The 21325-nt window shown below is 55.3% G+C and carries 19 protein-coding genes; 7 read left to right on the forward strand and 12 right to left on the reverse strand.

Features of this window, described 5'->3' with window-relative positions; genetic code table 11:
* Positions 1-67: 67 nt before the first annotated feature.
* Positions 68-691 carry a homoserine/homoserine lactone efflux protein gene (gene rhtB / locus LBW88_RS18270; RefSeq protein WP_224933798.1) on the forward strand — a complete coding sequence of 208 codons (624 nt, stop codon included), beginning with the start codon at positions 68-70 and terminating at the stop codon, positions 689-691.
* Positions 692-760: 69 nt separating this feature from the next.
* Here the strand turns inward: rhtB and rhtC are convergent, their stop codons facing one another.
* The 3 genes from rhtC to pldA are packed head-to-tail and all read right to left on the reverse strand — an operon-like array spanning position 761 to position 4122.
* On the reverse strand, positions 761-1384 hold the full coding sequence (rhtC, locus tag LBW88_RS18275; protein WP_224933797.1) for a threonine export protein RhtC: 624 nt from the start codon (positions 1382-1384) through the stop codon (positions 761-763).
* Positions 1385-1396: 12 nt separating this feature from the next.
* Complete coding sequence (gene recQ / locus LBW88_RS18280) at positions 1397-3220, reverse strand: ATP-dependent DNA helicase RecQ (protein WP_100701458.1); 1824 nt, start codon at positions 3218-3220, stop codon at positions 1397-1399.
* 23 nt (positions 3221-3243) lie between these two features.
* Positions 3244-4122 (reverse strand): phospholipase A, encoded by an 879-nt coding sequence (gene pldA, locus LBW88_RS18285; protein ID WP_224933796.1) that lies wholly within the window; start codon positions 4120-4122, stop codon positions 3244-3246.
* A gap of 165 nt (positions 4123-4287) precedes the next feature.
* On the opposite strand from pldA, the gene LBW88_RS18290 reads away from it, so the two are divergent.
* Complete coding sequence (locus LBW88_RS18290; protein ID WP_224933795.1) at positions 4288-4758, forward strand: thioesterase family protein; 471 nt, start codon at positions 4288-4290, stop codon at positions 4756-4758.
* 21 nt (positions 4759-4779) lie between these two features.
* A complete protein-coding gene (gene rarD / locus LBW88_RS18295; RefSeq protein ID WP_224933794.1) occupies positions 4780-5679 on the forward strand; it encodes an EamA family transporter RarD in 900 nt (299 codons plus the stop codon).
* Here rarD and LBW88_RS18300 read toward each other — a convergent pair.
* From LBW88_RS18300 to LBW88_RS18340, 9 genes are all read right to left on the reverse strand, one after another.
* Complete coding sequence (locus tag LBW88_RS18300; RefSeq protein WP_224933793.1) at positions 5650-6702, reverse strand: AbrB family transcriptional regulator; 1053 nt, start codon at positions 6700-6702, stop codon at positions 5650-5652. The genes rarD and LBW88_RS18300 overlap by 30 nt on opposite strands.
* Before the next feature lie 94 nt (positions 6703-6796).
* Complete coding sequence (gene corA / locus LBW88_RS18305; RefSeq protein ID WP_100701463.1) at positions 6797-7750, reverse strand: magnesium/cobalt transporter CorA; 954 nt, start codon at positions 7748-7750, stop codon at positions 6797-6799.
* A 320-nt stretch (positions 7751-8070) separates the two neighbouring features.
* Positions 8071-10233: a DNA helicase II gene (gene uvrD / locus LBW88_RS18310; RefSeq protein ID WP_224933792.1), complete on the reverse strand. Its 2163-nt coding sequence runs from the start codon at positions 10231-10233 to the stop codon at positions 8071-8073.
* 169 nt (positions 10234-10402) lie between these two features.
* On the reverse strand, positions 10403-11119 hold the full coding sequence (gene yigB / locus LBW88_RS18315; protein ID WP_224933791.1) for a 5-amino-6-(5-phospho-D-ribitylamino)uracil phosphatase YigB: 717 nt from the start codon (positions 11117-11119) through the stop codon (positions 10403-10405).
* Entirely contained in the window at positions 11119-12027 is a 909-nt protein-coding gene (gene xerC, locus LBW88_RS18320) for a tyrosine recombinase XerC (RefSeq protein WP_224933790.1), read from the reverse strand. Before xerC ends, yigB begins: the two co-directional genes overlap by 1 nt.
* Complete coding sequence (locus tag LBW88_RS18325) at positions 12024-12728, reverse strand: DUF484 domain-containing protein (RefSeq protein ID WP_224933789.1); 705 nt, start codon at positions 12726-12728, stop codon at positions 12024-12026. The genes xerC and LBW88_RS18325 overlap by 4 nt, the downstream gene beginning before the upstream one ends.
* Positions 12725-13549, reverse strand: a complete 825-nt coding sequence (dapF, locus tag LBW88_RS18330) for a diaminopimelate epimerase (RefSeq protein WP_224933826.1) — start codon at positions 13547-13549, stop codon at positions 12725-12727. The genes LBW88_RS18325 and dapF overlap by 4 nt, the downstream gene beginning before the upstream one ends.
* Positions 13550-13578: 29 nt before the next feature.
* On the reverse strand, positions 13579-13782 hold the full coding sequence (lptM, locus tag LBW88_RS18335; RefSeq protein ID WP_224933788.1) for an LPS translocon maturation chaperone LptM: 204 nt from the start codon (positions 13780-13782) through the stop codon (positions 13579-13581).
* Between the two features lie 135 nt (positions 13783-13917).
* A complete protein-coding gene (locus tag LBW88_RS18340; RefSeq protein ID WP_224933787.1) occupies positions 13918-16479 on the reverse strand; it encodes a class I adenylate cyclase in 2562 nt (853 codons plus the stop codon).
* A 312-nt stretch (positions 16480-16791) separates the two neighbouring features.
* Between LBW88_RS18340 and hemC the strand changes: the two genes are divergently transcribed.
* The 4 genes from hemC to hemY are packed head-to-tail and all read left to right on the forward strand — an operon-like array spanning position 16792 to position 20823.
* On the forward strand, positions 16792-17733 hold the full coding sequence (hemC, locus tag LBW88_RS18345) for a hydroxymethylbilane synthase (RefSeq protein WP_224933786.1): 942 nt from the start codon (positions 16792-16794) through the stop codon (positions 17731-17733).
* Complete coding sequence (gene hemD / locus LBW88_RS18350; RefSeq protein ID WP_224933785.1) at positions 17730-18470, forward strand: uroporphyrinogen-III synthase; 741 nt, start codon at positions 17730-17732, stop codon at positions 18468-18470. Before hemC ends, hemD begins: the two co-directional genes overlap by 4 nt.
* Before the next feature lie 23 nt (positions 18471-18493).
* Entirely contained in the window at positions 18494-19624 is a 1131-nt protein-coding gene (gene hemX, locus LBW88_RS18355) for a uroporphyrinogen-III C-methyltransferase (protein ID WP_224933784.1), read from the forward strand.
* A 2-nt stretch (positions 19625-19626) separates the two neighbouring features.
* The gene (gene hemY, locus LBW88_RS18360) at positions 19627-20823 is read left to right on the forward strand and encodes a protoheme IX biogenesis protein HemY (protein ID WP_224933783.1); all 1197 of its coding nucleotides are present in this window, start codon (positions 19627-19629) and stop codon (positions 20821-20823) included.
* Positions 20824-21325 lie beyond the last annotated feature (502 nt).

Genomic DNA, 21325 nt, shown 5'->3' on the forward strand with positions numbered 1-21325 from the left:
CGCCATAGCGCACCGCGATATTCTGGCGTATTGTGTCACACTTCGTTCACTTCAGGGAATGTCACGCATGACCATTGAATGGTGGTTAACCTACCTGTTGACCACAACTATCCTCAGCCTTTCACCCGGTTCCGGTGCCATCAACACCATGAGCACTGGCATTAGCCATGGCTATCGCGGTGCGGCAGCCTCTATCACTGGCTTACAACTTGGCCTGGCGATTCACATTGTGCTGGTGGGTGCCGGTCTTGGCGCACTGTTTTCACAATCGCTTCTGGCGTTTGAAGTGCTGAAGTGGGCAGGTGCCGCCTATCTGGTGTGGCTGGGCATTCAGCAGTGGCGTGCTGCGGGCGGTATTGATTTGGATGCCGTGGCGAAAGCGATGCCACGTCGTCGTTTGTTCAAGCGCGCCATACTGGTGAACCTCACCAACCCAAAAAGTATCGTATTCCTCGCCGCGCTGTTCCCGCAGTTTATTCAGCCACATCAGCCGCAGCTGATGCAGTATCTGGTGCTCGGTGTCACCACCATCGTGGTCGATATTATCGTGATGATTGGTTATGCCACGCTGGCAACACGTATTGCAGGCTGGATTAAAGGGCCAAAGCAGATGAAGCTGATGAACCGCACGTTTGGTGGACTGTTTATGGCAGTCGGTGCACTACTGGCGAGTGCGCGCAAAATGGCATGATTTGCGCCAGGTGCGCAGAAATGCGCACCTGCCGGCGTGGTAGGGTCGCCATTTATGGCGACCGGATTGTTAACGCGAGATAATCAGGTGGATGCCGAATCCAGCAAACAGTACGCCCGCCATCCCATCAACCCACTTCGCCATACGCTGATACTTATCACGCATCCACGGCAGTGCAAAAATCGCCGCGACCAGCGTGAACCAGGCAAAGGTCTCGCCGATAATCAGCAGAAACAGGCCCCAACGCTCCATCGCACCCACGTCATTACCCACAAACAGCGAGAACACGCTACCGAAGTAAATAATGGCTTTTGGATTCGACAGGTTGGTCAGAAAACCTTTCAGGAAGCTCATGCCTCTCTTTGGCAGTTCAACCACCGGTGCACCAACCTGTGGGGCTTTGTGCTGCTGACGCGCTGAGCGCAATAGCTGCCAGCCCATCCACAGCAGATACAGGCCGCCGCCGACCATGATGATCTCATGCAACCAGGCCATTTTTTGCAGGATCAGATGCAGGCCCATCAGCGCGACGCCCGCCCAAATCACGATCCCCAACGTGATGCCAAAGACACCCATCATCGCCTCTTTGCGCGAGCGGCTGGCCGCCGTTTGCGACACAAAGAAGAAGTCCGGGCCTGGACTCATCAGCGCAACCAAATGCACCAGCGCAACGGTGGCGAATAACATCAACATGGTTTCTTTCCTTTACTCTTCATCGACATGTTCTTTGATCATCACCAGGAACGGTTTACCAAAACGCTCCAGTTTGCGATGACCGACACCGTTCACGCTCAGCATTTCTGACGCGGTAATCGGCATTTGCTCCGCCATCTCAATCAACGTGGCATCGTTAAATACCACGTACGGCGGAATATTGGATTCGTCTGCAATCGCCTTACGCAATTTACGCAGCTTGCCAAACAGCGTGCGATCGTAATTGCCACTGTGTACCTTCGGCGAACTGCTGCGACTCTTCACTGTGACAATACGTGGTACCGCCAACATCAAAGGCACTTCGGCGCGCAGCACTGGACGTGCCGCTTCGGTCAGCTGTAAGGCGGAGTGCATGGCAATATTTTGCGTCACCATGCCGAGATGAATCAGCTGACGCAACACGCTGACCCAATGCTCCTGGCTCTGCTCACGACCAATGCCGTACACCGGCAATTTGTCGTGCCCGTTATCACGGATGCGATGGTTGGTGGAACCACGCAGCACGTCGACAATATAGCCCATGCCAAAGCGCTGGCCGGTACGATAGATGCTGGAAAGCGCCTTCTGCGCCTCCACCAATCCATCGTAACGACGCGGGGGATCGAGACAAATATCGCAGTTACCGCACTGCTGCTGGCGACCTTCACCAAAGTAGTTGAGCAGCACCAAACGACGGCAGGTTTGCGCTTCAGCAAACGCGCCCATGGCGTTGAGTTTATGGCGCTCAATATCCTGCAATGGGCCGGGCGCTTTTTCTTCCAGACACTTACGTAGCCATGCCATATCCGCCGGATCGTACAGCATCATTGCTTCTGCCGGCAGGCCATCACGTCCGGCGCGACCGGTTTCCTGATAGTAGGATTCGATATTGCGTGGAATGTCGAAGTGCACCACGAAACGCACGTTAGGTTTGTTAATACCCATACCAAACGCGACGGTGGCGACCACAATTTGCAAGTCATCGCGCTGGAAGGCTTCCTGCACATGCGCACGCTGACCGCTCTCAATACCGGCGTGATAGGCGCCAACACTCAGTCCACGGCTTTGCAGACGCGCGGCAGTGTCTTCCACTTTGGCACGGCTGTTGCAGTAAATGATGCCGCTTTTACCGCGCTGCTCCTGCACATAGCGCAACAGCTGATCGGTGGGTTTAAATTTCTCCACCAAGGTGTAACGAATGTTGGGGCGGTCAAAGCTGCTGATCTGAATCAGCGGATCGTCCATCTGCAACAGATGGGCGATGTCATTACGCGTGGTTTCATCAGCGGTAGCCGTTAGCGCCATCACCGGCAATTCCGGGAAGTGCTGACGAAGCTGACCAATCGAGCCATATTCCGGGCGGAAATCATGGCCCCATTGCGAGATGCAGTGCGCTTCATCCACCGCCAGCATCACCGGATTCCACTGGCGCAGGCTGTCGAGGAAATTATCCATCATCAGGCGTTCAGGCGCGATATACAGCAGCTTCAGCTTGCCGGTACGACAATCTGCAAACACCTGCTGCTGCTGCTCACGCGTCTGCGTCGAGTTGAGACACGCCGCCGCCACGCCGTTAGCCAGCAGTTGATCGACCTGATCTTTCATCAGTGATATCAGCGGTGAAACCACCAGCGTCAGCCCTTCGCGCACCAGCGCCGGGATTTGATAGCACAGCGATTTCCCGCCGCCGGTCGGCATCACCACCAGACAATCACGCCCTGCGAGCGCGGTTTCGATGATGGTTTGCTGACCGGGACGAAACTGCTGGTAGCCGAAGGTATCTTGTAATACCTGCTGCGCCAGCATTTCCTGATTAAGCACTGCCGATGTTGCCACGGTAATCCTGTTTTTCTGACTGGTTAGAACAGATCGTTAAGTGTTACGCCCACGCCAAAACGGGTCTGGCGGTGGTTATAGTCGATAAGCGATTCACCATACCCGCTGAACAGCTGGGTGTAAAAGCGCACATGCTCAGAGATAGGATAGCTCCAGGCAAATGTCGCGCCACCAAAGCCGCTGTTCCAGTTGTAGTTGCCTTCCACGCTGAAAATGCTCTCGCCCACTTCATAACCAAGCTTGGCGCGATAGTAGCCCATGTACTTGGTGATGTCGGGGTTATCATCATTATTTTCATTTTCTGGAATGCGATACCAGGGTTTGATTTCCGCGAGGAAGTTACCGTTCTGCGCCATCAGGCGTGCATAAACGCGGTTCCAGCTGCGTGAAGTCGGATCGCTGCGGCCATTTGACTCGTGGTTCAGACCGGTTTCAATGTCGCGCAGTGTCCAACCCGCAAAGGTGTAATCCGTTGCCCAGCCGAGGAAAATCTGCGGTTCATAGTTGGTTTCACGGAACGGCGATGAGGCTCCACGGTTAGAGAGCTGCCACCACGAGCGTTGCGTATAGGACGCGGCCAGTACCGAGTTATCACCCAGAATGCCACGCCACAGCGGGAACGCCAGGCTGAGCTGGAATTTTACTTCATCATTTTTTGCTTTGTCAGCCCAGTTGTACGAAGAGATCGCCTCTTTGTTCATGTCACTGGTGTAGGTGTAGAGCAAATAGTTGTTTTCGTAAGGATAAAGCACGAACGGGTTATCGTGTTTCTCCAACAGGTTAGCAATAATGCTGCCCTTGACTGCCGGGGCGTCATGCACCTCTTTTATGGTGGCTTCATCAGCCTGTGCCAGTGCAGGTATCATCAAAGCTGCAACCAGCAACGCGTATAGCTTACGCATAACATTCTCCAGGGAACTGCGTGTTGTCATTATTAGGCCCATGTTCAAAAAGCACGCCATTCTACACGCAAAGCCCGCGGTTGATCAGCGCCGATTACCGAAACTGGAAAGCAGCGCGAACGCGGCATAATATACACAACTCTTTAACATCTTAAGGCAGAAAACATGTCATCCCCGTTGCTGTCACAGCAGGAAGCTCGCCGTCTGATTGGCGAAATCTTTGTCTATCATATGCCGTTCAATCAGGCGCTGGGCTTGGAGCTGGATCGCCTCGAAGCCGATTACGCCGAGCTGGGCTTTGCCAACAAAACCATGCTGGTGGGTAATGCCGCCCAGCATATTTTGCACGGTGGCGTGATTGCCTCAGTGCTGGATGTCGCCGCCGGGCTGGTGTGCGTCAGTCATGCGCTTTCGCGTCAGGAGAGCATCAGCGAAGAGGAGTTGCGTCAGCGTCTGTCGCGCATGGGCACTATCGATATGCGCGTTGACTATCTGCGCCCCGGACGTGGCGAGCGCTTTGTCGCCACCAGCAGCCTGCTGCGGGCAGGCAACAAGGTCGCGGTGGCGCGGGTTGAGTTACACAATCAGCAGGGTGATTACATCGCCACCGCCACCGCTACTTATTTGATTGGTTAAATTACGTATCTGGAAACCATGATGGAAACGCAACAAACGCGTCAGGGTGTGGGCTTCGCGCTCGGCGCTTATTTTATCTGGGGCATTGCGCCAGCCTACTTCAAGCTGGTGAAAGAAGTGCCACCCACGGAAATCATGACGCATCGCGTGATTTGGTCGGCACTGTTTATGCTGGTGCTGATTACCCTGAGCCGCAGCTGGAAGCAGGTGCGCACAGTGCTGGCTCAACCGAAGAAAGTGCTGCTGCTGGCCGTCACCGCGGTCACCATTGGCGGCAACTGGCTGCTGTTTATCTGGGCGGTGAATAATCAGCATATGCTGGAAGCCAGCCTTGGTTACTTTATTAACCCGCTGATTAACGTGGTGTTTGGCATGCTGTTCCTGCGCGAGCGCTTCCGTCGCTTGCAGTGGGTGGCGGTGATGCTGGCGACTATTGGTGTGCTGGTGCAGCTATGGCAGTTTGGATCGCTACCGATCATTGGGCTGGGACTGGCGCTGAGTTTTGCCGTCTATGGTTTGCTGAGAAAGAAAATTCAGGTGGATGCGCAGAGCGGCATGCTGATCGAAACCGCGTGGTTATTCCCGCTGGCGGCCATCTACTTGTTTGGCTTTGCTGACAGCGCCACCAGCCACCTCAGCGCCAATCCAATGAGCCTCAATCTAAAGCTGATCGCGGCGGGCATCGTCACTACCATTCCGCTGATGCTGTTTGCTGCCGCCTGCACGCGTCTGCGCCTGTCGACCGTGGGTTTCTTCCAGTACATCGGCCCGACGTTGATGTTCCTGCTGGCGGTGGTGTTCTACGGCGAGAGCCTGACGCCAGACAAGATGGTCACCTTCGGCTTTATCTGGCTGGCACTCGCCGTATTTATCGTTGATGCCGTCGCGTTCTCAGCTCGCACCCGCGTGCGCGTAGCGTGAGATAAAGCGCGCGATAGCCGGGCCGGTCAGCAGGATGGTGAACAGGCGTAACGTCTGCAACGCCATCACAAATGCGATATCGACCCGGCTGCCCGCCGCAATAATCGCCACAGTATCAAGCCCGCCTGGGCTGGTTGCCAGATACGCCGTCATGAGATCGACATGCAGCACCTGCGTCAGCATCCACGCCAATCCACCACACAGCAGCATCAACCCAAAAATCGACACCAGCATTTGCGGCAGAGTACGCAATGCCAGCAGGAAGATGGGACGCGTGAAGCGCAAACCCACGCTCCAGCCAATCAACGCATACGCCAGCGCCAGCAGCCATTCCGGCACCTGCAAAGTGGCAACATCGGTGCCGTGCAGCGTGGCGCCAATCAGAGCAGGCAGCAGTAGCGCACCCGAAGGGATACGCAGTTTTTGACCCAGCCACGCACCGGCAAACATCACCACTAATGTCAGGATGAAGCTACTTTGTAAGGCAGGGAACCATACCAGCTCTACGGCACCACCGATGGTGCCAAGGCCAATACGTGCCACCACTGCCGCTGCGGTAGCCACAAACAGCACACGCAAATACTGCATAAACGCCACTAAGCGCACATCCGCCCCGAAGTCACCGGCCATTGCCACCATCGCAGACGCGCCGCCGGGTGAGGATCCCCATGCGCCCGTTGGCCCCGGCAGGTTACTGAAGCGTACCAGCAAAAACCCCGATAGGCCGCTGGCCGCCAGCGTCAGCACCAGCACGGCTAACACCACCGGCCAATCATTAAGCAGCGGCGAAAGGATGGCAGGGGAAAGCGTTTGGCCGATCATGCAGCCCAATACCGCCTGTGCCAGCACGAAAAAACGCTTATCGATGCGCACGGTGGCACCAGACAGGCCCATCACGGTACCGACAATCATCGGCCCTAATAACAGTGCAGCGGGAAGGTGAAACAGCTGGAGGATAATCCCCAGTACTAACGAAGCAATCAGCAGAACGGTCCACTGCTGTCGCAAGGAGAAACGCGCCATAGGGTGGAAATCAGAAAGTGAGAAGTGACAATAGCCTACGCAGAATTATGTAGCAGCGCCAGTTTAAAGGGCCGCAAACGCGGCCCCAAAATGGTTACAACCAGTTTTTACGTTTGAAGTAGAGGTACGGCGCTAAACCGGCGAGGATCATCAGGGAGATCGCGCCAGGATAACCGAAGCTCCACTTCAGCTCCGGCATAAACTCAAAGTTCATCCCGTAACTGGATGCCACCAGCGTGGGCGGCAGGAACACCACCGACACCACCGAGAAGATTTTGATGATGCGGTTCTGCTCGATGTTGATAAAGCCCATCGCCGCCTGCATTAGGAAGTTCACCTTCTGGAACAGCGATTCGTTATGCGGTAGCAGCGATTCGATATCGCGCAGGATTTCACGCGCCTGCTCCAGCTGATTGCCCGGCAAGCGCGCTTTACGCACCAGGAAGTTAAGCGCACGCTGGGTATCCATCAGACACAGGCGCACTTTCCAGCCGATATCTTCCAGCTCAGCCAGACGCGATAGCGCCTGATCGTACTCTTCGCCCTGCTGACCTTCCATGATCACGCGGCTGAGTTTTTCCAGCGCGCTATAGATGTTCTCGATCTCATCCGCCAGCTGTTCGATTTTAGTCTCAAACAGATCCAGCAACAGTTCGTAGGCGTTACCATCGGTCAGCGTCTGGTTACGCGCACGCATACGATACAGACGGAAAGCCGGCAGCTCACGTTCGCGCAGCGTATACAGGCGATCTTCGCGAATGGTGAACGCCACGGTGGAGTTGCCAGCGTGGTCTTCCGCATCTTCAAAGAAGAAGAAGGAGTGAATGTGCAGGCCATCTTCATCTTCGAAGAAACGTGCGGAGGCCTCGATATCTTCCAGCTCCGGACGCGTCGCCAGGCTTTGGCCCAGCTCAGTTTGCACACGATCACGCTCACTGTCGTCGGGCTCGATAAGATCGACCCATACCGAAGTGTTCAGTGTGTCGTTATTGTCTTCCAGCTCGATACGCGTCAAGCGATCACGTTCGAGTTTAAAGGCGCTCAGCATAGCAATACTCCCCATTGCAGACTTAATGGGACAAGGCGGTACACCGAGATGCCTAAGGCAAAACGGGCACGGCAAAGCCTGAACGCGGAAACTTTCGCTTCAAGGGTACATCAGTGCTGACTCGTGCGACGAGAGTGTAAAGGGAGGTCGCTGATAACCGCTAAGGCTACCCGCGTATTGAGGTAGCCTTAGATGTTATTCCTGTTAAACAGGCGGTTGAGCCAGCATCGACTGGGCGCGTCCAAGGCATTGTCCTCTCATGATAATAGTGCGCGCATGTTACGCTGAGACGAAAAAGTCGTCAAGGTAACGCAACGGCGCTACACCGTTTCCAGACGCGCGTACGCCGCCACCAGCCACTTGATGCCCTGGCCCTGAAACGCCACCTGCAAGCGGCTGTGTTCACCGCTGCCTTCGAGGTTGATAATGGTGCCTTCGCCGAATTTGGCATGGCGTACACGCTGGCCCAGCGCGAAACCACTGTCGTTTTCCGTGATCGGCGTGCCCATGCGTTGATGGCTCACCGGACGGCTGACGCTGGCGCGCAGACGCACTTCCTCGACGCACTCTTCCGGCAATTCGCCAATGAAACGCGATGGACGGTGATACACTTCTTTACCATAAAGGCGGCGAGTTTCGGCGTAGGTCAGCGTCAGCTTCTCCATCGCGCGCGTGACGCCAACGTAGGCAAGACGACGTTCTTCTTCCAGGCGGCCACCTTCATCCAGCGACATCTGGCTCGGGAACATGCCCTCTTCCATACCCACGATAAACACCTGGGTGAATTCAAGACCTTTCGCCGAGTGCATGGTCATCAGTTGCACCGCATCCTGCCATTTGTCGGCCTGGCCTTCACCCGCTTCCAGCGCCGCATGCGACAGAAACGCCTGCAGCGGCATCAGATCTTCATCTTCGTCCTGATAGCTGAACTGGCGCGTGGCCGTCACCAGCTCCTCTAAGTTTTCGATACGCGCCTGGCCTTTCTCGCCCTTTTCCTGCTCGTACATAATCCACAAGCCGGAATCTTTGATTACGCGATCGGTTTGTACGTGCAGAGGCATGTCGGAGGTTTCGGTTGCCAGTGAATCCACCAGCTCGCAGAAGCGCTGCAGCGCAGAAGCCGCACGTCCCGCCAGGGCTTTGTTTTGCAGCAGTTCCCGCGTGGCTTGCCACAGCGTCAATTGCTGATCGCGCGCGGTCTGACGTACCACATCCAATGTGCGATCGCCGACGCCGCGCACCGGTGTGTTCACCACGCGTTCGAATGCGGCATCATCATTGCGGTTCGCCATCAGGCGCAGATACGCCAGCGCATCTTTGATTTCCTGACGTTCGAAGAAGCGCATGCCACCGTAAATGCGGTACGGCATGCTGGCTTGTAACAACGCTTCTTCCAGCACGCGCGATTGGGCGTTGCTGCGGTAGAGAATCGCGCAATCCTGCAGCGCGTTGCCGTTCTCATGCCAGGTTTTGATGCGGTTCACCACGAAGCGCGATTCGTCTAATTCGTTAAACGCGCAGTAGAGGGAAATCTTTTCGCCGTCGCTGCCATCGGTCCACAGCTCTTTACCGAGGCGGCCATTATTATTAGCGATCAGCGTGTTGGCGGCTTTCAGGATGTTATTGGTCGAGCGGTAGTTCTGCTCCAGACGAATAGTTTCTGCGCCAGGGAAATCCTGCAGGAAGCGCTGGATGTTCTCCACCTGCGCACCGCGCCAGCCATAGATCGACTGATCGTCATCCCCGACGATAATCACGCGACCGGTATCACCCGCCAGCATGCGAATCCAGGCATACTGGATGTTGTTCGTATCCTGGAATTCGTCCACCAGCACGTTGCTGAAACGCTCGCGGTAGTGATTCAGGATATGCGGCTTATTCAGCCACAGCTCATGGGCGCGCAGCAGCAGTTCGGCAAAATCCACCAGCCCGGCACGATCGCACGCTTCCTGATAGGCCTGATAGATGCGCAGCCAGGTTTGCTCAATCGGGTTGCCGTAGCTTTCGATGTGTTTTGGCCGCAGCCCTTCATCTTTTTTGCCGTTGATGTACCACATGCCCTGACGAGCGGGCCACTGCTTCTCATCCAGGTTCATGGCTTTGATCAGGCGCTTAAGCAGGCGTAGCTGATCGTCGCTATCGAGAATCTGGAAATCCTGCGGCAGGTTGGCGTCAAGATGGTGCGCGCGCAGTAAACGGTGCGCCAGTCCGTGGAAGGTGCCGATCCACATACCACCCTGACTGGTGCCGATCAGCTGATCGATACGATGGCGCATTTCTGCCGCTGCTTTGTTGGTAAAGGTCACCGCCATGATCGAATAAGGCGAGCAATTTTCTACCGACAGCAGCCAGGCAATGCGATGCACCAGCACGCGCGTTTTGCCACTGCCTGCCCCGGCCAGCACCAGCAGATTGCTGCGCGGCGCGGCGACCGCCTCGCGCTGTTTGTCATTCAAGCCGTTAAGCAGATCAGAAACGTCCATAAGCACCGTTTTGCAAAATAAGGGGGGGTCAGAAATGTCGCTCTCCAGCATAACCTCAACGCATCATTTGTAGCGGCGTGATTTATCGCGCAAAGAATTGCGCCGCTACGATTGGTGCGTCAGGAGATGCCAGCCATCATCCAGCCATTAGCTGGATGAACATACAGCATTATAGCAGCGAGGTCAGCGATGCCAACTGATGAATTTCGACGTGCGGCAGTAAACGCGCATCATCAATCTTCATTAAATTGCCATCACGCAGGTTGATCCAGCAGGCTTGCATGCCCGCATTTACTGAACCGGCCACATCGGTGGTGAGATCATCGCCTACGTGGAGAATATGCTCAGGTGCGATGTTCAAACGCTCAGCCGCCAGCTGATACATATCCTGCCACGGCTTAGCACGGCCGTGCGGGCCAGCGCGCAGGGCGAACTGGAAGTAGTGGTGAATTCCCAGTTTTTCCGGACAGGCATTGCCATTGGTGATTGCCACCAGCGGCACGCGCTCGCCTAGCCACGTCAGCGTTTGGTGCGTCTCATCTGGCATCTCGACTTCGCTGCGCCACTGATGGAACACCCCCATCACTTCGCTGGCACCGGCGCTGGCTTCAGCAGCGGATAAGCCGATGTTGATCATTGCCAGCTCAACCGAGCGGCGGCGCCACTCAGACACGTCATGATAAATCTCCGGCTCACGCGCCAGCAATTCGTCACGCAGCGCCTGATAATCAGCCGGCGTGAATTCACGCAGTGCCGGATGGAAGGCCTGCAACGCAGCGTGGGATTCGGCGGTGGTTTTACGGATCACCGGATGATTGTCATACAGCGTATCGTCGAGATCGAAGGTGATCGCTTTGATCGGGCCCAGCGGGCGATAGAACTTCATTAAGACTTCCCTCGTTTAGCACGTGGATGTGCCGCATCGTAAACGGTCGCCAGATGCTGGAAATCGAGATGGGTATAGATTTGCGTGGTCGACAGATTGGCGTGGCCGAGCAGTTCCTGCACCGCACGCAGATCGCCACTCGATTCGAGCAAATGGGTCGCAAAAGAGTGACGCAGTTTATGCGGATGAATATGGTTGGCCACGCCCTGCTTAATGCCCCACTCGGCAAAGCGCTTTTGCACGTTACGCGTCGATATACGCGTGCCGCGGCTGGAGACGAACATCGCATTATCCTGCGGCGCGAAGCTTTCACGCAGTAGCAGCCAGTGTTGTAGCCAGGTCACCGCCGTGCCACCAATCGGCACACGTCGCTCTTTACTGCCTTTACCCACGACCCACACTTCACCGGCATCAAGATCGACATGACGACAATCCATGCCCACCAGCTCCGACAAACGCAAACCGCCGCCGTACATGGTTTCCAGCATCGCGCGGTCGCGCACCGCCAGCGGATCGTTGAGGTCGATCTCCAGCAGCTGGTTAACCTCGTCGACATCCATATTTTTTGGCAGATGGCGGGCATTGCGCGGCGTGGAAATCCCTTTGGCTGGATTGGCACTCAACATGCCCTGACTGACCTGCCAGTCAAGAAAACTGCGCAGCGCCGACATGCGTAACGCCAGGCTGCTGGGCCCTAATCCGGCACGGCGGCTGCGTGCCGCCAGCTGGCGAACCTGTGCAGGCTCGAGCTGCGTCCAGGCGACGATCTTCATCTCATCGGCCATGGCGGTCATCGCCTGCAACTGGCGGGTGTAATTCTTTTGCGTCAACGGGCTGAGCTGGCGTTCGACTTTCAAATAACGCAGAAAGCCCTCAACGGCAGGCTGCAGCGGGCTGACGCCACTCATGCGCGTTCAATCCAGCGAGACAACAGATCCGGCAGCATTTGCGCCAGATGCTGCAGCAGTAAGGTGCCCATGCCCGCTTGATAGTGCTGGTTGTCGCGGCTGCTGAAGATCAGCACGCCAAGCTCGCCGCGTTCGCCCATCAGCGACATCGCCACAGAACCGATGGCTTTCGCCTGTGGCAACAGCAGCAGTAACTCCGGGCCATTCAGGCTACCAAGGTAGTGATGCTCATCACCAAAGCGTTGAATGCGCAGCGGCTCAAAGGCCTGACGTGAAAGGCCCAGTTGGGTGAAATCAGAAGGCGCACCGATGTGCCAGTGATCGTTGAACACCCGCACATTAGCACCAGCAAGACCCAGCTCACGCGCCCAGCGGTGCAGACGCGTTAGCATTTCCTGCAAGCTGTCCGCTGCGGCCAGATGGCCTTGTAACCCCAGCAGACGATCGAACAATTGATGGTTGGCTGTGGCCTGCTCCATCAACAGCGTGATCTCCTCTTCCAGTTGATGGATATGGTTACGCTGACGCGCCATATGCCACTCCACCAGCGATACGCTGCCGCGCACCGGGTGCGGCACCATCATCTGTTCAACCTGGCGCGCATTACGAATAAAGAAATCGGGATTCTGGCGCAGAAAGGCGCTTACCGACTGATCGTCCAGCAAAACCGCACTGTCGGTTTGCTCTTCGACATTTTTCATAGATGAATAAACCCATCGTAGACGTGTGTGGCTGGGCCGGTCATGTGCAGCGGCTGACCTGCCCCTTTCCAGGCGATATGCAAGGTTCCACCGGGCAAATCAACGCGGACTTTCTCCGCCAGAATGCCCTGCTGAATGCCGCAGGCAACGGCTGCGCAAGCGCCGCTGCCACAAGCCTGAGTTTCACCTGCGCCGCGTTCGTACACGCGCAGACGAATGTGTTCAGGATTAACCACTTCCATAAAGCCAACGTTAACGCGCTCCGGGAAGCGCTCATGGCTTTCCAGAATCGGACCGAGGGTTTCCACGGCGGCCGTTTTGACACTTTCAACCTGAATCACGCAGTGCGGATTACCCATCGACACCGCACCAAACATCACGGTTTGCTCCGCAACACGTTGCAGATACAGGCTTTCCGCTTTATTGGCGCGCAGCGGCACCTGCTGCGGATCGAAGTTGGGTTCACCCATGTTGACACGCACCAGCTCATCGCTGGTTACGCTTAGCACCATGCGCCCGGTTTGCGTGCTCACGCGAATGTCGCTTTTGTTGGTCAGCCCTTTCAGGCGCACAAAGCGAGCGAAACAGCGCGCGCCGTTGCCGCACTGGGCCACTTCACTGCCATCGGCGTTGAAAATTCGGTAATGAAAATCGAGATCCGGATCGTAAGGCGGTTCGACGATCAGCAGCTGATCGAAACCGATCCCCAGATGCCGATCCGCCAGACGGCGAATCAGTTCCGGCGAAAAAAAGACGTTTTGCGTCACAGCATCCACAACCATGAAATCGTTGCCGAGACCGTGCATTTTCGAGAACTGCATTTTCTGCTCCGCCGGATTACTCATAGAGATTAGTTCGCCTGTGAACCAGGTTTGCTGGTCACTAAACCGTTAACGTCAGCATCCTGCGCCGCTTTTTGCTGCTGCTCGGTGACCTGCTGATTTTGTTTGGTCGGCTGATCTTTGGGCGGGAAATACAGCGGTCCTTTCAGGCCACAGCCTACCAGGCTGACCAGTGCCAGCGCGATACCCAGCTGACTTATCATGTGTCTCATTCTGTCTGCTCTTCCTGTCCTTAAGCCTTGGCTGCTTATCATCGCAGTTGACGTTGTAAAAGCAACAGGAAATACCCGCAAATCCGGGCGCATGTCAGAGGAAAAGCCAATCCCACCGCGCGAACGCGGGCGGGATCAGTGCATTTGGTAGCGCGGCTGGAAATCGCCGTTGTCGTTATCGGGTTGCGTCGCGCAGAGCTGCGTCAGCGTCTGGCTGCGGAACGGGATCACCTGGAAGCGATCGCCCGCGTGCACAATCTGGTAGAACTGCGGCAGGTTGAAGTTGATAAAGCTGGAGCCGTAGGTGAAACGGTCATGCGACGAGGAGTAAAAACGGCTCACGTCACGCACCAGCTCTTCTTTACTGCCTTCGCAATGGTGATAAACCTCAACGCGATTGGTTTCATCGAGGATATAAATGTTGAAGCCGCGATCGTCATTGGTGTCTTCGAAGAAGAACTGAATGATACCTTCGCTAGCATAGCCATTCACCACCGGCGGCAATGGCGTCTGATTCGATTCCACTTTGATCGACAAACCGTGCAGTTTGTTGTTGGAAATCGCGCCGTAGAACTCCACCGCATTTTCCAGCTTCTGCACCGATACGCTCATGCGCTCGAAGAACAAGCCCCACGTCTGGCCAGCCATGCGCAGCGCTTTAAAGCGGCCTGGCTCCTGACGAGTACTCGACAGTCGCAGCTCAATACACTCAGACACCAGCTGCTGCACGCGGGTACGAATCAAACCGCGCAGATGCTGGCTGTAGCAGAACACTTCCACCGTATCCGGTGGCGCGGCGTCCTGATGCATTTTGCCGAGAATGGTTTTCAGCGCTTCAATCATCGCCTGCTCACCGCTGAAGTGCAGCGTACGCACTTCATTCCATGAATTGCGATACAGCAGATCGATGCTGCCAATCAGGCACTGCTGCTGCTGACCGAAGCTGAACACATCAAGCTTGCGGAAATCAAAGTGCACCACCTGATTGCGGAAGGCTGAGGTCGGATCGTGTTCCAGATTGACGATAATCGCCAGATGACGAATTTCGCACGGGCTGTACAACGCTTTTGGCGTCGGCGCCGGTACACGCAACGGGAAGTGGCTCGACACATCGTTCACCAATTCCTGCAAACGCGGCAGATCGCAAAATTCGTTGCCTTTCATATGCAGGCGCGTTTTGCTGGTCAGTAAACCGTTGAACCACGCCCACGCCACTAACTTGTTCAGGTAGCGGTTATATTCCAGCGGCTGATGGCTGATGATCGAACTCATGTCCGGCGACTGGTTGTAAAGATACCAACCGGCGCGATTGGCGCGGCCTTCCGGCACATGAATGAAGGTCAGATTATCTTCCGACAGGTCGGGCGAAATCTGCGGGTTCACCAGCGTCACTTTACCCGGCAGCGCTTCAAACGCGGCATACAGTTTACGCGTCAGCACGCCGATATCCTGCGGGCTGGCACTGACGCTTAAATTGTTACGACGAGCAAAACGGATCAGGTTGCGATAGCTCTGCATCATCGCATCCAGCAGTTCGTTGTGCGCTTCACGCACACGTTCGATTTTCCACTGCGCGCGGTTATCCAGCACCGCAAGTTTCTCTTCATCCCAACCCCACTCTTTCACCAGCTGCGACAAAATCTCGCGACGCCAGCCTGAGCGGTGATGATGGTGATCTTCGCTCGAGAGCTTCTCACACACTTTTAAATAGAAACATCGACGCACTAAATCGAGGCGCGCCATGTCATCAACGCTGGTCAGATAGCGCGTCACGCGCTCCAGCATCATGCAATAGGGGTCGAGACCGAAGCAGACGATTTCGCCATCGTGCAGGCGCTGTTTGATATCCATCGCCAGCAACTGCGTGTTCGGGTATTCCCAGCTGTACGCTTCTAACAGCAGAGTTTTGAGCACCGCTTTATACGGTGAATCGATGCTTTTATACAGCTGCCACAGGCTGGCACCGAAGTACTCTTCGGCTGACAGCGTGCCGAGGCCGCCGAGATCCAGCCACTCATTCGGCGTTAACACACCTTGTGAATAGAGTGACATCACGTAATCGTCGTAATGGTGCTCTTCTTCGCCGGGCACCATGTTCCACAGGATGCGTTTGCCCGCCATGCGAACGGCGGTGCGGTAAAACTCATCCAGCAGCAAAATATGTTGGGTAGAACCGCAGTCTTCGCCACCGAGGCTGCCGCTCTCATTGTGACGGAAACGGTTCTCGTCGATCAGGAAGAAACTGACTTCCACACCCATCGACACACACCATTTCTGCAACAGCGTACACTTACGCTGCAGATTGAGGCGCTCTTCATTATCTAACCAGGATTGGTGACACACCCAGATGTCGAGATCGGACACGCTGTTCTGCCCGATGGAAGAGGTACTGCCCATCGAATAGATGCCGGTAATCGGACGTTCGCCTTTCACGGCAGTGCTGAGATCCAGAGACTGATCGCCTGCCAACTGTTGCAGCATATGCTGTTGGTTTTCATCAGACGTGAAGAAGCAGACGCCGTGGGGAACGCTACCTTCAAGGTAGCCCGGCATCAGCGGATGATGATAGTGCAGTAATGTTGGCAGCAGACTGTAGACTTGCTGGAAGGCAGGTCCCATGGCAGCCAGTGCGCGATCGACGCGCAGCTGGTTAATTGCATCCAGTCTCTGTTTCAGTGTCTCAATGTAGAGGTACAAGACGTTTCGCCTGATTGTCCCAGTGTTAAGCACCCTGTTTCCATAACCTGCCGCTTAATAATAAAGATATTGGGCAAATTATTGCTGGAAACGTGATCAATCTAACACCTGGAGGATTGACCGTAAAGAAAGTTGCGCTACATGACAGTTTAGCACGTTCCCCATGTAGCCCTGCTTTTTCGGACTTAGACGTCAGAAAATGACGCAATAATGCGTAACAACTGACATCGAGGCCTTTTCAATCCGTTGAAACTGACAGCATTCCCCTATCAATGATAGGATAATCGATGAACGATCAAAATGGTTAACAGCATGTTAAACAAAATTTTCAGAATTGCTACCAGACAAAGTCCCCTTGCTTTATGGCAGGCACAATATGTCCAACAGCGCCTGATGGCTGCACATCCGGGCGTAAAGGTTGAGCTGCTGCCGATGGTCACTAAAGGTGACATCATCCTCGATACACCGCTGGCTAAAGTCGGTGGAAAAGGCCTGTTTGTTAAAGAACTTGAACTGGCAATGCTGGAAAACCGTGCCGATCTTGCGGTGCACTCCATGAAGGATGTGCCGGTAGATTTCCCGGAAGGCTTGGGCCTCGTCACCATTTGCGAGCGTGAAGACCCGCGCGATGCCTTCGTCTCCAACCTTTATAACAGCATTGATGAACTGCCACAGGGCGCGATTGTGGGGACTTCCAGTCTGCGTCGTCAGTGTCAGATCAGTGCGCGTCGCCCTGATCTTATCATCCGCTCTTTGCGTGGCAACGTGGGCACCCGTTTGGGCAAGCTGGATGCCGGAGAATATGACGCCATTATTCTTGCCGCGGCAGGCCTGAAGCGCTTAAATTTCGACGATCGTATTCGCCAGGCGATGCCCGCTGAAATCTCGCTGCCCGCCGTGGGTCAGGGTGCCGTCGGCATTGAATGTCGTCTTGATGATCACGAACTGATTACCTTGTTGCAGGCACTGAATCACGCCGATACCGATGTTTGTGTGCGCGCTGAACGCGCGATGAACACACGCCTTGAAGGCGGTTGTCAGGTACCGATCGGCAGCTTTGCCGTGCTGGAAGGCAATCAGCTGTGGCTGCGTGGCTTAGTCGGTTCACCGGATGGCCATCAAATGGTGGTAGGTGAACGCCGTGGTCCGCGCGAAAACGCCGTACAGATGGGGATTTCCCTGGCGGAAGAGCTACTGGATGGCGGCGCCCGCGACATCCTGCGCGACGTTTATCAGGGGCAAACGCCTGCATGACCATTCTCGTGACCCGCCCGGAACCCGCTGCCAGTGAACTGGTTTCGCGTCTGCGAACCCTGGGAAAACTGGCGTGGACTCTGCCGCTGATAGAATTCACGCCGGGTCGCGATCTGCAACAATTGCCGCAAAAACTGGCGGCTTTACGACCGGGCGACCTGGTGTTTCTGCTGTCACAGCAGGTGGTGCTGTTTGCCCACCCGGCACTTCAGCACAGTGCCCTCACCTGGCCCGAAACACTCGACTACTATGCTATAGGGCGCAGCACCGCGCTGGCACTGCATACCGTCAGTCATCTAAAAGTAGACTATCCTCATGCGCGGGAGACCAGCGAAGAGTTAGTGCGACTCAATCGCCTGCAGCAGGTAAAAGGCAAGCGTGCGCTGATTTTGCGCGGCAGCCCAGGCCGTGAGTTACTGGCAGAAACCCTGCTGGAACGTGGCGCCGAGGTGGAATATTGCGAGTGCTACCAACGGTGTGAAAAGCTTTACGAGGGCGCGATTGAAGGCCGTCGCTGGCGCGATCGCGGGATTACGACGCTGGTCGTCACCAGTGGTGAGATGTTACAACAACTGTTTGCACTGTTTCCGCCAATCGATCGTCGGGAATGGTTATTGCACTGTCGACTGGTGGTCGTCAGTGAACGTTTGGCTACTCAGGCCGCCGAATTAGGCTGGCAGGATATTGAGATAGCCGATGGTGCTGATAACGATGCGCTGCTGCGTGCGTTACGCTGAACTTAACAATGGGATGAGCCATAATGACGGAACAAAAAGCCTCCTCCGCCATGGTTGAAGAAACCACCCCTGCGGACACTTCCCCCACACCAGCCGGTAAAAAGCCTCGCGATAAAAAAAGCGATGGCAAAGTACTGAGTGCGGTGGCGATTGTGATTGCGCTGGCGATTGGCGCGGGACTTTACCTCAATGGGAAACACCAGGCCGATTTACAGGCTCAGACAAACCAGAACCTGAGTGAACAGCTGAGCGCCCTGCAGCAGCAACTGGGTAGCGACAAACAGCAGCTGACGCAACAACTGGACACCGCGAACACGGCGTTGCAGGAAGCGCGTACCCAGCAGGACAACAGCGCCAAAGAGCTGGAAACCCTGCGCGATAAAGTCGCGACGATTTCCGGCAATGACACCCGCACCTGGCTGCTGGCGCAAGCGGATTACCTCGTAAAACTGGCGGGCCGCAAGCTGTGGAGCGATCAGGATGTCACCACGGCCGCCGCGCTGCTGAAAAGCGCCGATACCAGCCTGGCCGATATGAATGACCCGAGCGTGATGAATGTGCGCCGTGCACTGACGCAGGATATCAGTTCACTCTCAACGGTGAGCCAGGTCGATTACGACGGCATCATCCTCAAACTTAATCAGCTGTCGAACGGCGTCGATAATCTGCGTCTGGCTGACAATGACAGTGATGATTCACCGATGGATGCCGATGGCGGAGAGCTTTCCAGCTCGCTGCACGAATGGCGTCAAAACCTGGTGAAGAGCTGGCATAACTTTATGGATGATTTCATCACTATCCGCCGCCGTGATAATACCGCGCAGCCGCTGCTGGCGCCGAATCAGGATGTTTATCTGCGTGAAAATATCCGTTCGCGCCTGCTGATTGCCGCCCAGGCCGTTCCTCGTCATCAGGACGAAATCTATAAACAGTCTATTGATGCGGTCTCGACCTGGGTACGCGCCTGGTATGACACCAATGACGCTGCCACCAAAGCCTTCCTTGCACAGCTGGATGAACTGAGTCAGCAAAACATTTCGATGGATGTGCCGGATACGCTGGAAAGTCAGGCGCTGCTGGAAAAACTGATGCAGACGCGCGTGCGCAACCTGCTGGCGCAGCCATCGGTTCCGGCTGATCAACAGGGAGGCTAAGCATGCTGAAAGTATTGGTGCTTTTCCTGCTGCTGATCGCAGGCGTGGTCTTAGGGCCGATGATTGCCGGCCATCAGGGCTACGTGCTGATTCAGACCGACAACTGGAACGTGGAAACCAGCGTCACCGGTTTGGCTATCATCCTGATCCTCAGTCTGCTGGTAATTCTGCTTATTGAGTGGATTTTGCGCCGCGTATTCCGCACCGGTGCACGCACGCGTGGCTGGTTTGTTGGTCGTAAGCGTCGTAGCGCACAGCGTCACACGCAAAGTGCACTGATGAAACTGGCGGAAGGTGATTACAAGCAGGTTGAAAAGCTGCTGTCGAAGAATGCCGATCACGCCGATCAGCCAGTGGCTAACTATCTGCTGGCAGCCGAAGCGGCACAACAGCGTGGTGACGAAGTGCGTGCCAATCAACATCTCGAACGCGCTTCTGAGCTGTCTGAGAATGACACCATTCCGGTTGAGATCACTCGCGTGCGCCTGCAGCTGGCGCGCAATGAAGATCATGCAGCCCGCCATGGCATTGACCGTTTACTGGAAGTCGCGCCGCGTCATCCGGAAGTGCTGCGTCTGGCTGAACAGGCCTATATTCGCACCGGCGCATGGGGCGCATTGCTGGATATTCTGCCCTCTATGCAGAAATCTCAGGTCAATGACGAAGCCCATCGTGAGGCGCTACAACAGCAAGCCTGGCTAGGCATGATGAATCAGGCCATGGCCGATCAAGGCAGCGAAGGTCTGAAGAAGTGGTGGCAAAACCAGAGCCGTAAAACCCGTCAGGAGACAGCGCTGCAGGTGGCAATGGCAGAACATCTGATTGAGTGTGATGATCCGGATACCGCGCAAAGCATCGTGCTGGAAGGATTGAAGCGTCAGTATGATGATCGCCTGGTGCTGCTGATGCCGCGCATTAAAAGTGGCGATCCACAATCACTGGAAAAAGCGCTGCGTCAGCAAATCAAACAGCATGGCGCGACGCCGCTGCTGCATAGTACTTTAGGCCAGATGCTGATGCGTCACGGTGAGTGGCAACAGGCCGCAGAGGCTTTCCAGCAGGCTCTGGCCCAACGCCAGGATGCCTTTGATTACGCCTGGCTGGCCGATGTTTACGATCGTCTGCATCGGCCCGAAGACGCGGCCAAAATGCGCCGTGAAGGTCTGCTTCTCACCTTAAAGACCAATCCAAACGCTTGATTTAACGATTGTTACTTTTGTGCACGCCGGGCTTGTCCCGGCTTTTTTTTTGCCTGAAGAGCAGAGGAATGGATATAAATTGCAGATAAAAAAACACCTGCCATAAGCAGGTGTAAGATCAGGTCGTTCAGACAACTGATGGTATCCGACTCAACGTAATGTCCTTCTTACTGCAGTAAAGCGTGCGCAATGACTGCCAGGCTGGACAACGGATACCGTAAGGGGCTCTGCATCATTCCCAGGTTTATGTAGCATCAGCAAACATAAGAGGTGGAATGAGCATCTACAGGATTATTATTGCATAAGTCGTGCCAGAATTGCAGATTCAGAGATAAGTTATTTTAAATCAGTAAGATAGCCGCATGAGCTTACCTCAGGCTGAACAGCGCGTCGTGATTTCGCTACACGCCCCTCAATAACTGTCTCCTCTCAACGACATTCAATGCAAGGAACTGTCAGCTGATTTAAAATCAATAAGTTACAAGTCTCATTTTGACGACAG

The sequence above is a fragment of the Pantoea sp. alder81 genome (assembly GCF_020179835.1).
Lineage (GTDB): Bacteria > Pseudomonadota > Gammaproteobacteria > Enterobacterales > Enterobacteriaceae > Pantoea.